Below are 14593 nucleotides of genomic sequence, written 5' to 3' on the forward strand. Positions count from 1 at the left end.
TGAGTTTATCCTTTGAGTTTTACCGCCAGAGTGGCGACATGTTCACCCTGATAGCGGGCAATTTGCAGCTCTTCAGGCGTAGGCTGGCGTGAACCATCGCCGCCTGCCAGCGTCGACGCACCATAAGGCGTTCCGCCGCGTACCTGTGAGATATCAAACATCTCTTTAGTGCCGTAGCCGATTGGAATAATGACCATGCCGTGATGGGCAAGCGTAGTCCATACTGACGTTATCGTCAGTTCCTGGCCTCCGCCGGTACCGGTAGAAGTAAACACGCTGGCCAGTTTTCCGTGCAGTGCGCCCGAGGCCCACAGCCCGCCGGTACGGTCCCAGAAGTTGCGCATCTGGCCTGACATGTTGCCAAAGCGGGTCGGCGTGCCGACGATAATGGCATCATACTGCGTCAGATCGTCCGGCGTTGCCTCAGCTGCCTGCTGATCGACCTTGCCACCAACCTCAGCAAAACGCGCCGCATCCATACTCTCCGGCACGCGCAAAATAGTCACTTCGGCTCCGCTGACGCGCTGCACGCCTTCTGCAACCGCCTGCGCCATGGTTTCCACATGTCCATACATTGAGTAATAGAGCACCAGAACTTTTGCCATTGTGGTTCTAACCTCCCGGTAAGATAAGTAAAAAGAGTATAGAAGAGCATGCGCGGGCTGCCGGGAAATGGCGCTGCTGCCCGCTGAGATTTAGCACGCTTAAAAAGTTAACGTTATGATTTTTAGTATTAAAATGGCATTTTTTCAGATGAGTCGTAATTCTGAACGCGAATCACATTGCTGCACGCTGAGCAGATAACCCCGGCCGGCTGTTGCGCCTGCGGGCCGGGTTACGCCAGAATGACGCCTGGCTACTTATCAGGTGTTCTATGTCTGCGTTACCTGCACGTCTTTATCTGCGCATTACCCGTCAGGAACTGGTGCTGATTTTCATCACCATGGTCTGGGGCGGCACGTTTCTGGTGGTGCACCGCGCCATGGCATACTCCGGTCCGTTTTTTTTTGTCGGACTGCGATTTGCCACGGCGTCACTGCTGCTGGCCTGTTTTTTCTGGCGCTATCTGCGCGCGCTGACCTGGCTTGAAATCAGAGCGGGCACAATGATTGGCCTGGCTATTGCGGGCGGTTATGGCCTGCAAACCTGGGGGATGCAGACTATCTCCAGCAGCCAGTCTGCCTTTCTGACGGCGCTCTATGTTCCGGTGGTGCCGCTGCTGCAGTGGCTGGTGCTGCGCCGGCCGCCTGGCATTATGGCATGGCTGGGCATTGCGCTGGCGTTCAGCGGCCTGGTGCTGGTGGCGGGGCCGCAGCAGAGCGGCATCGCCCTCAGCGCCGGGGAGAGCGCGACCCTGCTGAGCACGCTGGCGATTGCTGCCGAGATCATTCTGATTAGCCGCTATGCCGGACAGGTGGATGTGCGGCGGGTAACGCTGGTGCAGCTGCTGGTCGCCTCCGCTTGCGCCTTTCTGTTTATGATCCCGAATGGTGAAGCGCTGCCGTCGTTTTCTCTGCCGCTGGTGCTGAGCGCTGCAGGCCTGGGCGCCGCCAGCGCCCTGATTCAGGTGACGATGAACTGGGCCCAGCGCAGTGTGTCACCGGTACGCGCTACGGTAATTTATGCCGGAGAGCCGGTCTGGGCGGGAATTGTCGGGCGTCTCGCGGGGGAGCGACTGCCTGCGGCCGCGCTGCTGGGCGGTGCGCTGATTGTCTGTGGCGTGATTGTCAGTGAGCTGCGGCTGCGGCGTAAGAAAGCGGTGCCCGATGAGGCACCGCAGAAGCCTTAACCGTGTGGCTGTGCAGCTGAACCGGCCGGCGCGCGGCTACGGTGCTGCAGAATTGCGTTCAGGATAATGGCGCCAAAGGTCGCGGTGCCGATACCGCCGAGCGTGAAGCTGCCGATCTTAAGCGCAAAATCGCCGGCGCCCAGAACCAGCGTGGTAGCGACCATGATCAGATTACCGTTCTGCCCGAGATCGACCTGATTCTGCAGCCAGATACGGGCACCGGCCACCGCAATCAGGCCAAATACCACGATAGACGCGCCGCCTATGACCGGTGCTGGCACGGTATGGATGAGTGCGCCAAATTTCGGTGAAAAACCCAGCAGTATTGCGATCAGGGCCGCGGCGACGAACGCCAGCGTAGAGTAGACGCGCGTAACCGCCATGACGCCTATGTTTTCGGCATAGGTTGTCACGCCGCTGCCGCCGGCAGAGCCAGAGAGCATAGTGGCCAGACCGTCGCCAACAAACGCCCGGCCCATCCACGCATCGAGATTGCGTCCGGTCATAGCTGCTACCGCTTTAATATGCCCCAGATTTTCAGCGACCAGAATAATGGCGACCGGCGCAATCATCACTATCGCCTGCAGGTCGAACACAGGGGCGGTCGTATGCGGCACGCCAAACCAGGCGGCGTGCGCCACGCCGCTGAAATCCACCGGTTTACCGAGGCCGAAGCCATTGGTCAGCAGCGCATAGAACGCCCAGGCCACGATCAGCCCTACCAGGATCAACAGGCGCTGTACCAGCCCGCGCGTCATGACCGCCACCAGTCCGATACAGAGCACCGTCAGCACCGCCATCCAGCTGTCGAACAGGGTGGCAGAAACACTGTGCACCGCAATCGGCGCCAGGTTCAGGCCAATCGCCATAACGACGGCGCCGGTGACGACCGGCGGCATCAGGCGCTCAATCCAGCCGGTACCCACTTTCATCACAATCAGACCAATCAGGGTATAGAGCGCGCCGCAGGCGATAATGCCGCCCAGCGCCACGGAGAGGTGAGTGTTAAGGCCCTGGCCGGTGAAACCGGTGACCGCAATCACTACGCCCACAAAAGCGGCGCTGGAACCGAGATAGCTCGGTACGCGCCCGCCGGTAATAAAAAAGAACAGCAGCGTACCGATCCCGGAGAGTAACACAGCGAGATTGGCATCCAGCCCCATCAGCAGCGGCATCAGTACCGTTGCGCCAAACATTGCGACCGCATGCTGCAGCCCAAGCACCAGCGTCTGCCCGAGCGGCAGCGTCTCGTCCGGGGCAATCAAGCCGTCGTCGGTCATTGCTGACTTAACGCGCCAGCGTGGAAACCAGGTACTCGCCATAGATCATCTCCTGAGAGTGAGTAGAACAGGCCGCGTTATGCGGTATCAGCGGGCATCCTGCCGGGAGAAGGTGTGATAACCGCGATCGAACCAGGCGAGCCCCTGGCGCGCCTCGCCCTGGGCCACGGCCAGCACCGTACAGAACAGAATATCGTGTGTGCCAACGCTGACCCGCTGTGTTATCTCGCAGTCAAAGGAGATCAGCGCGGCCTCCAGCAGCGGAGCACCGCTGGCAAGCGTCTGCCACTGCGCGGCGGCAAAGCGATCCGCCATCGCGGTTTTGCCCCCGAACAGCGTGGAGAGGGCGTGCTGGTCTGCCGAGAGGGTATTGACGCAGAGTGCACGGTTATCGCGAAACGCCGGCCAGGCTGAGGCGGAGCGGTTCAGGCAGACCAGCAGCGTCGGCGGGGAGTCGGTCACGCTGCAGACGGCGGAGGCGGTAAAGCCAGCCACGCCTGCCGGGCCATCGGTGGTGATAACATTAACGGCTGCACCCAGCTGCGCCATAGCGTTGCGAAAGGTGTCGCGATCGACTGCGGGTAAATCCGGAAGGGCATGTAGGCTCATGTTCAGACTCCTGATCTCAGCCCGCTGCCAGACAGGCGGGCTGAGCGGTCTCAGCCAGCCAGCGCAGCAGCAGCGTGTTAAAATTATCGCTATCGGTCACGCTCATGGCGTGGCCGCCCCACGGCATGGTCAGCAGCTGGCCCTGCGGCAGCGCTGCCGCCAGCTGTGCTGAACAGCTCCACGGCACCAGCAGATCGTCCTGGCTGCAGATCGCCAGCACCGGCTGGGTGATGCGCGCGGCGCAGGCACGAAAATCTGCCGTTTTCAGCGCGTGCAGACGACGCAACAGATTCTCTGCGCCCTGAAAGTGCTGCTGGTGATGCCTCTCTTCTGCCTCAGCGCGCGCCTGATGCTGCGCCAGCCATTCGGCAGGATAGAGAAACAGCGGCTGAGCGCGTACAAAGGCTTCAGTGCCCGCCTGCAGCAGCAGATCCTCTCTGACCTTAAAACAGCGAGCGGTATGGGGGCTGAGCGTCAGCCAGCCGTTAATGACCGCCACGCGCTCAACCCGATCGGGGTGATCCAGCGCCATTTGCAAACCAATCAGCCCCCCAAGCGCATGGCCAGCCACGCTGTAGCGCGCGATCTGATGCTGTTCCAGCGCCTCCGCCAGCTCGGCTGCCATCATCGCCAGGCTGTAACCCTCAGGCAGCGGCGCTGCACTGCGCCCGGTGCCGCGCTGATCGTATGTGACAACGCGGTAGCGGGTGCTGAGCGCCGCCAGCTGTGGCTGCCAGAATCCGGCAACGCCACCAAGGCCTGATGCGAGGACCAGCGTGGGCGCATCGGCAGTGGTCAACCCGTGGATATCCAGCTTCATTACGCCTCCGCCTGTCCGATGTGCGCCACAGACGCAATCTCAACCAGCGCGTCAGGTTTTACCAGACCGCACTGAATACAGAAGCGCGCGGGCTTATCGCCGGGAAAATAGTCGGCATAGACCTGATTCACGGCAGCGTAGTGCTGCCAGTCAGTAATGAAAATAGAGTTGAACGTGACATCTGCCATGCAGCCGCCGGCGGTTTCAATGACGTTTTTGATGGTCTCCAGCACGTGGCGGGTTTGCGCGGCCGCATCGCCGACGTGAACCACGTTATTGTCCGCATCGAACGGCAGGGTGCCGGAAACGTACACCACGCCGTCAGCCAGCGTTCCGGGTACGAACGGGGCGATCGGCGTACTGCTGCCAGCCGGGATAATGACGCGTTTGGGCATAGTCTGATCTCCTGATAGCGAAAAGTTACTGACCCTGCAGGGCTTCGCAGAACGTTTGTGTATCGCTGACCCAGCCGAAAAACGTTTCGATATTGAACAGCGCGGCCTGCTGCGCAAAATCAGGTCCGGCCTGATGCGTGGCGTCAGCCAGTACCACGCCGAAATATTCCAGAAAGAAGCCGTCACGCAGCGTGGACTCGACGCAGACGTTGGTGGCGATGCCGGTAAAAATCAGATGACGGATCCCGCGGCTGCGCAGCATGCTGTCGAGCGGCGTATTGAAAAAGCCGCTGTAGCGCGGTTTTGGCAGCACGATATCGCCCGGTTCGGGCGTCAGCGCATCCACCAGCGCATAATCCCAGGTGCCTTTCGCCAGCAGGGTGCCCTGCAGCTCAGGCTGGCGGCGCATGGTTTTCAGCGCATTAGATTTGTGAAAATTGGGGGAGCCCGCATCGCCCGCCTCGGTGTAATCGCTGTCCCAGCCGTTCTGGAACCAGATAATCTGTACGCCGGCAGCGCGTGCCGCGGTGACCGCCTGATGAATTCTGGCGATAACCGGCTCGGTGGCAGAGACATCAAATCCCGCCAGGTCGAGATAGCCGCCTTTAGTGGCGTAGGCATTCTGCATGTCGACGACAATCAGCGCGCTCTGAGCCGGAGGCAGGGCGATCGCCTCCGGACGGGCGGGCAGAGTGATATGCGGTGTGGTGCCGGTGTGTGCGCAGGTGACGGTTTTCATTATGCTACCTCCTGCGCCGCAGCGATCACGTTGCGACGGCACTGCATCAGCGGCTGTATGCGCTGGCCGAACGCTTCAATACCCTCCAGGAAATCATCAAAGGTCAGCAGCACGCCGTGCGTACCATCAACCTGAGCCACTTCATCCAGCATGCGTGCCACGCTGGCAAAGGAGCCAACTAACGTGCCCATATTGATGTTAACGGCGGAGGTCGGGTCAGCCATCTGACGCACGTTAGTATCGCTGCCTGAACGGGTATCCTGCTGGCTCTGAGTCGTGAGCCACGCGAGTGCCTCTTCGTCGGCGCCAGCTTTGTAGTGCTCCCATTTTGCGCGGGCCGCTTCGTCGCTCTCGGCGGCGATGATCATAAACAGAACGTAGGAGCCGACGTCGCGGCCCGCCTGCTCAGCAGCAAGCTTCATGCGGGCTGCGGTCGGTGCAAAGGCGGCTGGCGTATTAACGCCCTTACCAAAGCAAAAGTTATAGTCGGCATGCTGAGCTGAAAATGCTATGCCCGCATCACTCTGTCCGGCGCATATCACCTTCATCGGCTTCTGCGGCCGTGGACTGACGCGACAGTCGTTCATCGTGAAAAAATCACCTTTGAAGTCGCTCTGGCCGGTTCCCCATAAATCGCGCAGCACCGTGACATACTCAGTCAGGTATTGATAACGGCTGGCAAAATAGTCATCGCCCGGCCAGATCCCCATCTGCTCATACTCTGGTTTCTGCCAGCCGGTGACGAGGTTTACGCCAAAGCGTCCGCCAGAAATTGAGTCGATGGTCGCAGCCATACGCGCCACGATGGCGGGTGGCAGCGTCAGCGTGGCAGCCGTGGCGTAGATCTCAATCCGCGAGGTGACCGCCGCCAGGCCGGCCATCAGCGTAAAGGACTCCATATTGTGATCCCAGAACTCCGTTTTGCCGCCGAAGCCGCGCAGCTTGATCATTGAGAGTGCAAAATCGAAGTGATAGTGCTCAGCGCGCTGCACAATCGCTTTATTGAGTTCAAAAGTAGGCATGTACTGCGGCGCATGCGTAGAGATCAGCCAGCCGTTATTGCCAATCGGAACAAAGACACCAATTTTCATATGTCACCTCTTTGCATTGATAGGACGGTTTCACGCGCTGCGCTGCTTCCTGCACGCATCCTGCGGGGGGCGCTCTCTCTTGATTGCAAGTCGCGTGCCACATAAATAATTTTTATATTTATCATCAGGATATGAACCGCCGATCGGCCAGCCGGGACGGCACCGCGATTTTCAGACCATTTGGTCAAAACAAATGCACAGCAATCAGGCAGCCGTCGGGCAAAAAAGGTGCAGCCCGCCATATCTGCCAGCTGTGTTATGATGTGAATTCACGACAGGGAGAGGTAACAGCATGAAAAATGATGAGAAAAAACCGCGCCGTCGTTCGCAGGCGGCGACCGCAAAACGCGCCGCTATCCTGCAGGCGGCGCTGGCGCTGTTTTCCCAGTTCGGTATTCATGGCACCAGCCTTGACCGGGTGGCTGAGGGAGCAGAGGTGTCAAAAACGAATCTGCTCTACTATTACCCTTCAAAGGAAGTGTTGTATGTCGCCGTGCTGAAAGAGATTCTGGATGTCTGGCTGGCACCGCTGCGCGCGCTGCGCGCCGACCAGGATCCCCTGACGGCCATTCGCCACTATATTCGCCTGAAGCTTGAGGTCTCCCGCGATCATCCTCAGGCATCGCGGCTGTTCTGTCTGGAGATGCTGCAGGGCGCACCACTGCTGCGTGGTGAACTGGCGGGCGACCTGAAAGCGCTGGTAGAGAGTAAGGCGGCAATAGTCGAGCAGTGGATCAGCGCCGGACAGCTGGCTGCCGTTCAGCCGCAGCATCTCTTTTTTATGCTCTGGGCCACCACGCAGCACTATGCTGACTTTGCCTCGCAGGTTGAGGCGGTCACCGGGCAGACGCTGCAGAATCCCGACTTTTTTGCACAGACGTTGCAGAACGTAGAGCGGATGATTATCGAAGGCATTCGCGTGCGCTAACGATTGAGGGAGGAGAAGCATGGATTCGCTGTCGCAACTGGCGCTGGGCGCTGCAGTTACCGTTGCCGTCATGAACCGCCGGGTACCGGTATGGCAGGCGGCCCTGGCGGGGGCAGTCGCCGGCACGCTGCCGGATCTGGATGTGTTCGTCGATCACGGCGACGCAATACGCAATATGACGCTGCATCGCACCGAGAGCCATGCGCTGCTGATCCTGACGCTGCTGGCGCCGCTGGCTGGCTGGCTGGCCGCCGGGATCACCCGCAGCAAAGCGCACTGGCGCAGCTGGTGCCTGGCCCTCTGGCTGGCGCTGATCACCCATCCGCTGCTCGATCTCACTACCGTGTATGGTACGCAGCTTGGGCTGCCGCTCACTGACTATCCGTTTGCCATCGGCAGTATGTTTATTGTCGATCCGCTCTATACGCTGCCGCTGCTTATCGCACTGGGCGTAGCGCTATGGCGGCGTGATGCCACCGGCGTGCGCTGGACCCGCCTGGGCCTGTTAATCAGCACGCTTTATCTGGGCTGGAGCATGGTGATACAGGGTGTTGCCACGCGGCAGATTGAACAGCAGCTGGCGCAGCAACACGTTGTATCGCAGCGGCTGCTGGTCACGCCGACGGCGTTCAACACGCTGGTCTGGCGTACGGTCATTATTACGCCGGATCGCTATGGCGAAGCGTACTGGTCGCTGTTTTCACCCCGGCGGCCGTTACAGATTGCGTGGCACGATCGTCAGATGGCGCTGCTGACACCTTTCAAAGGGCAGTGGCATACGGAGCGCGTTGTCTGGTTCAGTCACGGTTTTTACGCGCTGCGTCAGCAGGCAGGCAATACGCTGATTAGCGATTTGCGTATGGGTGAGGCGCCCGATTACACCTTTACTTTTAATCTTGGCAGGCCGGAAGCGCCTGCAGCGGCGCCGCAGCGTGAGACGGCCGCACGCCCGTCACTCCAGCGTGCCTGGCATCAGTTCCGGCAGCGGTTATAAATGAAAAAGGCCCGCTGATGCGGGCCTTAAACAGAACGGGATCAGGCTTTACGGCGTCGCAGCAGCCAGCCCATAGTGAGCAGCATAAACCACAGCGGCGTAACCATCAGCGCCTGACGGGTATCCTCCTGCAGCGTTAGCAGCACCAGCACGAAAGCAAAAAATGCCATGCAGACCCAGCACATAATTTTGCCCAGCGGCATCTTAAACGTTGACGACGCGTGACGCTGCGGATGCTGTTTACGGTAGGCCAGGTAGCTGCAGAGAATGATGGTCCAGACAAACATAAACAGAATGGCGGATACCGTGGTCACCATGGTAAACACCGTCATCACGTCCGGGATCAGGTAGATCAGCGCGACGCCGCCCAGCAGACAGAGACAGGAGAAGAACAGGCCGGTGGTGGGCACGGCGCGCGCGGAGAGACGACCAAACGCCTTATGCGCTACCCCCTGTTCTGCCAGGCCATACAGCATGCGGCTGGTAGAGAAGATGCCGCTGTTGGCTGACGAGGCCGCTGAGGTCAGTACCACAAAGTTAACGATGCTCGCAGCAGCGGGCAGGCCAATCAGCACAAACATCTCTACAAACGGGCTGCGATCCGGCATCACCTGATTCCATGGCGTAACGGCCATAATCACCAGCAGCGCCAGAACGTAAAACATAATAATGCGCAGCGGTATGGCATTGATGGCGCGGGGCAGGACCTTGTGCGGATCTTTGGTCTCTGCCGCGGCGGTGCCTACCAGCTCAATACCGACAAAAGCGAACACGGCAATCTGGAAGCCGGCGAAAAAGCCGCTCAGCCCTTTCGGGAACATCCCGCCATGCTGCCAGATATTGCTGAGCGATGCCGTGCTGCCGCCGGGTGAAGGGTAGTGCGTACTGACCAGCACAATACCGGTAATAATCAGGGCAACAATGGCGACAATTTTGATAATTGCGAACCAGAACTCCATTTCCCCGAAGAGTTTGACCGTGGCAATATTCAGCGCCAGAAAGACAAAGACGCACAGCAGCGCGCTCATCCAGATAGAGAATCCGGGGAACCAGAGCTGAAAATAGGCGCTGATGGCGACCACGTCAGCGATGCCGGTAACGACCCAGCAGAACCAGTAGGTCCAGCCGGTAAAATAGCCCGCCCACGGGCCGAGCAGATCGGCCGCGAAATCGCTGAACGATTTATATTCCAGATTAGAGAGCAGCAGCTCTCCCATTGCGCGCATAACAAAAAACAGCATGAAGCCGATGATCATATAAACAAAAACGATCGACGGCCCCGCCAGGCTGATGGTTTTGCCTGACCCCATAAAGAGCCCGGTTCCGATAGCGCCGCCAATCGCAATAAGCTGAATATGACGGTTATGCAGGTTGCGCCGGAGTTTTTCCGGCTGTTCAGCCTCACTGAGGGCTGCTTTGGATTGATCAACCATAAAGATAGCTTTCCTGTCTTGATGTTGTGTCAGCTCTGATGGCTGTTGAAATACGTGCCTTTGCACAGGGCAAGAGCGCATAAGATAGAGGAAAGGCCACCGGGTCTGGTAATTGTTTTTTAACCTTTGTGACCTTTTGCGTTTTTTGCTCTGTCAGCAAATATTTACATGGTTGCTCTTTTAGTCACTTTGCGTAAATAAGCAGCACTTTTTCCCGGAAGAACAGGCAGATGAGGCAGGCCAGCTACACTTAGTCACAGGTTTACAAAGTGATAAGGCAGAGATGGTGCGCGCACTCATTGCGACAGGAATAATTGCTCTGGTGGGGTGGTGGAGTTTGCCCTGGCTGAAATCGCAGCTTCCGGCGCAGTGGAATCCGTTTATTCCGCTTAACGTCACGGATGCGCCAGGCTGGATAACACGTTACAAGCTGGAGAAACTGCGTCACGATCCAGCCGCCTGTCTGGCGGTGCTGGAGCGCGCCAGTGCGCAGGGACGGGTAAGTTTTCGCACGACGCCTCCGGTGCGGGGTAACTGCACAATTGAACAGCCGGTTCGTATCAGCCAGTTTGGGCCGGTTACGCTCAGCAGCAGTTTTCTTGCCAGCTGTCCGATGGCCGTGGCAAGTACGATGTATGTCACGCGCAGTAATGCTGCATTACAGCAGGCGGGTATCACCAGTCCGCTGCGGCGTATTGAGCATGTTGGCAGCTACGCCTGCCGCAACGTCTATCATCGCCAGGAGGGACGCCGCAGCGAACACGCTACGGCAGAGGCGTGGGATGTCACCGCTTTTCAGCTGGCCGATGGCCGCTGGTTACGGGTCGCCAGAAACTGGCAGCAGCCCGCCAGCAGCGCGGCGGGTTTGCATGCACTCTGGCGCAACGGCTGTGCCAGCTTTGGAAACGCACTGGGACCAGACTACAACGCAGCTCATACCACACACTTTCATCTGGGCATGCGCGGCGGTGGATTCTGCCGCTGATGCGGCAGGCTGTTAATTTTAAAAGCCGGGCAGGCTTAATAGTTAATTTGCGCCAACGCTATTTTAGATCCAGTCCCTCAAAGACGCAGAAGGCGTGATTACAAATGAGAACCATTACCCGACTAATTTTTATGTTTGAAATAAGTCTGCCTTAAATAACACTCATCTGTTTTAATAATGAGATATCTCCGGTGAATTTATTTACTCTCCAAAAGAAAAATCGGGTGCCAGCGTCAGATTGTTCAGGCTATCTGCAGCGGACATCATCGCGTTAAAACAGAATTATATTGGTTATCCGCCTCACTCTGTTTTCATTCCAGCGGCTGATGACAGCGTATGCAACTGCGGCAGGCAGTTTATGCCGATAAAATGCGTAGTCGCGCATGGCGCAGGCATCAGCGTGGTGCGGATACAGATAGCTCAGGGTTGCCGATTGCCGGAGGTAACTTTATTTATCAGTGGAATTAAAAACCGTCCATGACTAGGTGATGCTGCCAACTTACTGATTTAGTGTATGATGGTGTTTTTGAGGTGCTCCCGTGGCTTCTGTTTCTATCAGCTGTCCCTCCTGTTCAGCTACTGACGGGGTGGTGCGTAACGGCAAAAGCACTGCCGGACATCAGCGCTATCTCTGCTCTCACTGCCGTAAAACATGGCAACTGCAGTTCACTTACACCGCTTCTCAACCCGGTACGCACCAGAAAATCATTGATATGGCCATGAATGGTGTTGGATGCCGGGCAACCGCCCGCATTATGGGCGTTGGCCTCAACACGATTTTACGTCACTTAAAAAACTCAGGCCGCAGTCGGTAACCTCGCGCATACAGCCGGGCAGTGATGTGATTGTCTGCGCTGAAATGGACGAACAGTGGGGCTACGTCGGTGCTAAATCACGTCAGCGCTGGCTGTTTTACGCGTATGACAGGATACGGAGGACGGTTGTGGCGCACGTCTTCGGTGAACGCACTCTGGCCACACTGGAGCGTCTTCTGAGCCTGCTGTCGGCCTTTGAGGTCGTGGTATGGATGACGGATGGCTGGCCGCTGTATGAATCCCGCCTGAAGGGAAAGCTGCACGTAATCAGCAAGCGTTACACTCAGCGAATTGAGCGGCATAACCTGAATCTGAGACAACATCTGGCAAGGCTGGGACGGAAGTCACTGTCGTTCTCAAAATCGGTGGAGCTGCATGACAAGGTCATCGGGCATTATCTGAACATAAAACACTATCAGTAAGTTGGAGTCATTACCCATGACTAAATCATTTAGCGCTTTTAACTGAAGGTAAATGTCTCTGCTAATCATTATTTTACTTAAAATCGATGCTAAACTTTTATCCATCTAATAATTAATTTTAATGGGTGGAAGATTGAAACTTTATCAGAAAAATCCTATGCTGGTTTCACGTATCTTTATGCGCCTGAGGCCTGGCAGTCAGGTCACTGCGGCGCTCGCTTTATGGCAACAATTCGATAACTTTCCGGCTGTATAACGCAATCTACAGCAGGAGCCTTTTTATTCATTCTGTTCAGATTACGTCTCACCGATATAATCGGACAAGCATCAGGTTAATAAAAGACGTTAAATACGTCAGGATAATAATGACTACCGATAATTATTTTGTCTGGCGAGCCGAAACAGCAAAAGCGTTTCAGGCGTTGACGGAGGTGGTGCAATTAAAAGCACTGTTGCAAAAGCAAATCGTCGCTCTGGGATTCGACTTTTTTGCCTTTTTTGTGCAGCAGCCGGTTCCCTTCACCCGACCGCGTTTTTTCCTGTTCAGCACCTACCCTGAATCCTGGATCCTGCATTATGAGCGGCATAACTACTATGCCGTCGATCCTGTACTGCGGCTTTGTCAGCAGCCCGGAAAAGGGATTGAGTGGTGTGCTGAGATTTTCACCGGGGCGGCTAATCTTTGGCCAGATGCGCAGGCAGCGGGACTCCTGAGCGGCTTTTCTTGCTCAGCGATGGCATCAAATCGTGCCATTGGTATATTATCAATAGCATCACGTCAGCCCGGACGCTCCAGGCACCGCACCGTTGAGCTTGAGGTACAGATAAACTTTCTGGCGGATCTGAGCTTACGGGTTCTTGAGCGCTTAAAAGATAGCTCAATGGTGGTGCTGGCTAAGGGATTTAGCGAGCGGGAGCTGGAAATTTTGAAATGGACAGCTGAAGGAAAAACCTCGGCAGAGATTTCGCTTATTTTGGCAATATCAGAACATACGGTGAATTTTCACCAAAAAAACATGCAAAAACGTTTTAACGTTTCAAATAAAACGCAGATAGCGTGTTATGCCGCAGCGACAGGTCTGATATAGCAAAAGGCAACTACTAATACTGGTAGTTCCCTATCCGTATTGAGTTGTCTACCCTGCGCCGGAAACTTAGCCAGGCTGGCACGATAAAAATCATTGCACACATGGGGATGTCAGAGGCGCATGATGAAAATAATTCAAACACAGCTAAAGGATATGCCTTCCTCACTGCTAGCCGAACTGGGTACCTATCGTTATAGCGTGTTTGCGCGTGGCGAAGGCTGGTCAATTCCTCCGCGGCTGAGCACACCGGGGCAGGAGTACGATCGCTACGACCGTTCAGACGTGACCTGGCTTATCGCCTGGAATGCACGTAAAGGCATTTGTGGCTGCGCGCGATTACTGCCGTGGCATGAACCGGAAGTGGCTGAAGGTATTATTCTGCCGTTTGCGCAGGATAAGGTTTGGGAGATGTCACGCTACTCAGCACGGCTGGAGGTGGATGCGGAATTACCGCTGAATATCCTGTGGCACTCGGTGCAGCTGGCAGAGCTGAGCGGCATGGAGTATCTGATTAGCTCGGCCACGCCGATGCTGGAGAAGATGTTTGCACAGCATAATGTGGTTTATGAACCGCTGACGCCAGGGTTGATCCAGTCGGAAGATAATCTGTTCGCTATCCGTATCCCGGTTGAACAGCCGGCACTGGCGGAAAAATATCGCGGCACGCGGCGCTTTAGTCCGGAAGAGGTGCTGCCTTCGCTCGGCGTCTCCGTTAACTGGCAGGCGCACAATTAATACCCCGTGCAGCGCACGGGGCTGGCCGCTTACTGACGGTAAGCGGTTTTGATCTGACGGATCGTGTTGCTGAATACTTCAGCCTGGGGCTTATCAGCCAGCGCATTTTGCACATAGCGTTCCATATTGATAATTACTTTACCGGCGTCTGCCTGTCCCATGCCTTTGAGAATCAGAGTAATCATCATTTTGAGGCAGGCAACTTCATCAGCCAGTGCCTGAGTGTCACGCGACGTTACGAAATCTTCATCACTCATCTTCAACTCCCTGGTGGTATCGATTTACACAGATTCTGTCTTTCCGTGCATAAAACAGAGAGTATATCATAGGTTTGCTTTCTCATTCAGAGGCCAGAAAAATCATTATTCGATCCAGTTAAAGGCAGGGCAGTGCAGACCGTTTTGGCTCGCCTGATACTTTTTCGGCTTAAAAAAAGAAAACAGGCAGATTTATTACAACATGCTGTTATT

The 14593-nt window shown here is 56.5% G+C and carries 16 protein-coding genes; 7 read left to right on the forward strand and 9 right to left on the reverse strand.

What is annotated here, in order from left to right; all coding sequences use genetic code 11:
- Window positions 1-5: 5 nt before the first annotated feature.
- A complete protein-coding gene (wrbA, locus tag LAC65_RS05755) occupies window positions 6-605 on the reverse strand; it encodes an NAD(P)H:quinone oxidoreductase (protein ID WP_065649652.1) in 600 nt (199 codons plus the stop codon).
- Between the two features lie 269 nt (window positions 606-874).
- Between wrbA and LAC65_RS05760 the strand changes: the two genes are divergently transcribed.
- Window positions 875-1789 carry a DMT family transporter gene (locus tag LAC65_RS05760; RefSeq protein WP_039383685.1) on the forward strand — a complete coding sequence of 305 codons (915 nt, stop codon included), beginning with the start codon at window positions 875-877 and terminating at the stop codon, window positions 1787-1789.
- Here LAC65_RS05760 and rutG read toward each other — a convergent pair.
- From rutG to rutA, 6 genes are read right to left on the reverse strand one after another with little or no spacing between them, the layout of a single operon-like run.
- Window positions 1786-3111, reverse strand: coding sequence for a pyrimidine utilization transport protein G (rutG, locus tag LAC65_RS05765; protein WP_039383688.1), 1326 nt, complete (start codon window positions 3109-3111; stop codon window positions 1786-1788). The two genes, LAC65_RS05760 and rutG, sit on opposite strands and share 4 nt — an antisense overlap.
- Window positions 3112-3156: 45 nt before the next feature.
- Window positions 3157-3678 carry an NADH-dependent FMN reductase RutF gene (gene rutF / locus LAC65_RS05770; RefSeq protein ID WP_039383691.1) on the reverse strand — a complete coding sequence of 174 codons (522 nt, stop codon included), beginning with the start codon at window positions 3676-3678 and terminating at the stop codon, window positions 3157-3159.
- A gap of 16 nt (window positions 3679-3694) precedes the next feature.
- Window positions 3695-4498, reverse strand: a complete 804-nt coding sequence (gene rutD / locus LAC65_RS05775) for a pyrimidine utilization protein D (RefSeq protein ID WP_039383693.1) — start codon at window positions 4496-4498, stop codon at window positions 3695-3697.
- Window positions 4498-4893, reverse strand: a complete 396-nt coding sequence (gene rutC, locus LAC65_RS05780) for a pyrimidine utilization protein C (protein WP_039383696.1) — start codon at window positions 4891-4893, stop codon at window positions 4498-4500. Before rutC ends, rutD begins: the two co-directional genes overlap by 1 nt.
- A 25-nt stretch (window positions 4894-4918) precedes the next feature.
- Window positions 4919-5632 (reverse strand): pyrimidine utilization protein B, encoded by a 714-nt coding sequence (gene rutB / locus LAC65_RS05785; RefSeq protein WP_039383697.1) that lies wholly within the window; start codon window positions 5630-5632, stop codon window positions 4919-4921.
- Window positions 5632-6723, reverse strand: a complete 1092-nt coding sequence (rutA, locus tag LAC65_RS05790) for a pyrimidine utilization protein A (protein WP_039383699.1) — start codon at window positions 6721-6723, stop codon at window positions 5632-5634. Before rutA ends, rutB begins: the two co-directional genes overlap by 1 nt.
- Window positions 6724-7015: 292 nt before the next feature.
- Between rutA and rutR the strand changes: the two genes are divergently transcribed.
- Together rutR and LAC65_RS05800 are read left to right on the forward strand one after the other, a co-directional pair.
- Window positions 7016-7651: an HTH-type transcriptional regulator RutR gene (gene rutR / locus LAC65_RS05795; RefSeq protein ID WP_203025468.1), complete on the forward strand. Its 636-nt coding sequence runs from the start codon at window positions 7016-7018 to the stop codon at window positions 7649-7651.
- 19 nt (window positions 7652-7670) lie between these two features.
- Window positions 7671-8645 (forward strand): metal-dependent hydrolase, encoded by a 975-nt coding sequence (locus tag LAC65_RS05800; protein ID WP_039383703.1) that lies wholly within the window; start codon window positions 7671-7673, stop codon window positions 8643-8645.
- 41 nt (window positions 8646-8686) lie between these two features.
- On the opposite strand, the gene cycA is transcribed toward LAC65_RS05800, so the two are convergent.
- On the reverse strand, window positions 8687-10078 hold the full coding sequence (gene cycA / locus LAC65_RS05805; RefSeq protein ID WP_039383706.1) for a D-serine/D-alanine/glycine transporter: 1392 nt from the start codon (window positions 10076-10078) through the stop codon (window positions 8687-8689).
- A gap of 286 nt (window positions 10079-10364) precedes the next feature.
- On the opposite strand from cycA, the gene LAC65_RS05810 reads away from it, so the two are divergent.
- The 4 genes from LAC65_RS05810 to LAC65_RS05825 all read left to right on the forward strand — a co-directional run bounded on the left by LAC65_RS05810 (window position 10365) and on the right by LAC65_RS05825 (window position 14123).
- Entirely contained in the window at window positions 10365-11063 is a 699-nt protein-coding gene (locus LAC65_RS05810; RefSeq protein ID WP_039385784.1) for an extensin-like domain-containing protein, read from the forward strand.
- 539 nt (window positions 11064-11602) lie between these two features.
- Window positions 11603-12300 (forward strand): IS1 family transposase gene (locus LAC65_RS05815; RefSeq protein ID WP_223429336.1). Its coding sequence is split into 2 segments (ribosomal slippage): window positions 11603-11852 and window positions 11852-12300, totalling 699 coding nucleotides; the frame shifts between segments, so codons are not numbered across the junction.
- A gap of 365 nt (window positions 12301-12665) precedes the next feature.
- Complete coding sequence (gene sdiA / locus LAC65_RS05820) at window positions 12666-13388, forward strand: autoinducer binding domain-containing protein (protein ID WP_039383708.1); 723 nt, start codon at window positions 12666-12668, stop codon at window positions 13386-13388.
- Between the two features lie 123 nt (window positions 13389-13511).
- Window positions 13512-14123, forward strand: coding sequence for an acyl-homoserine-lactone synthase (locus LAC65_RS05825; RefSeq protein ID WP_071668718.1), 612 nt, complete (start codon window positions 13512-13514; stop codon window positions 14121-14123).
- Between the two features lie 29 nt (window positions 14124-14152).
- Here the strand turns inward: LAC65_RS05825 and LAC65_RS05830 are convergent, their stop codons facing one another.
- On the reverse strand, window positions 14153-14380 hold the full coding sequence (locus LAC65_RS05830) for a DUF2594 family protein (RefSeq protein ID WP_039383713.1): 228 nt from the start codon (window positions 14378-14380) through the stop codon (window positions 14153-14155).
- Window positions 14381-14593: the final 213 nt, after the last annotated feature.

The organism is Pantoea eucrina (genome assembly GCF_020079945.1).
In the GTDB taxonomy this organism is placed as follows: Bacteria; Pseudomonadota; Gammaproteobacteria; order Enterobacterales; family Enterobacteriaceae; genus Pantoea; species Pantoea eucrina.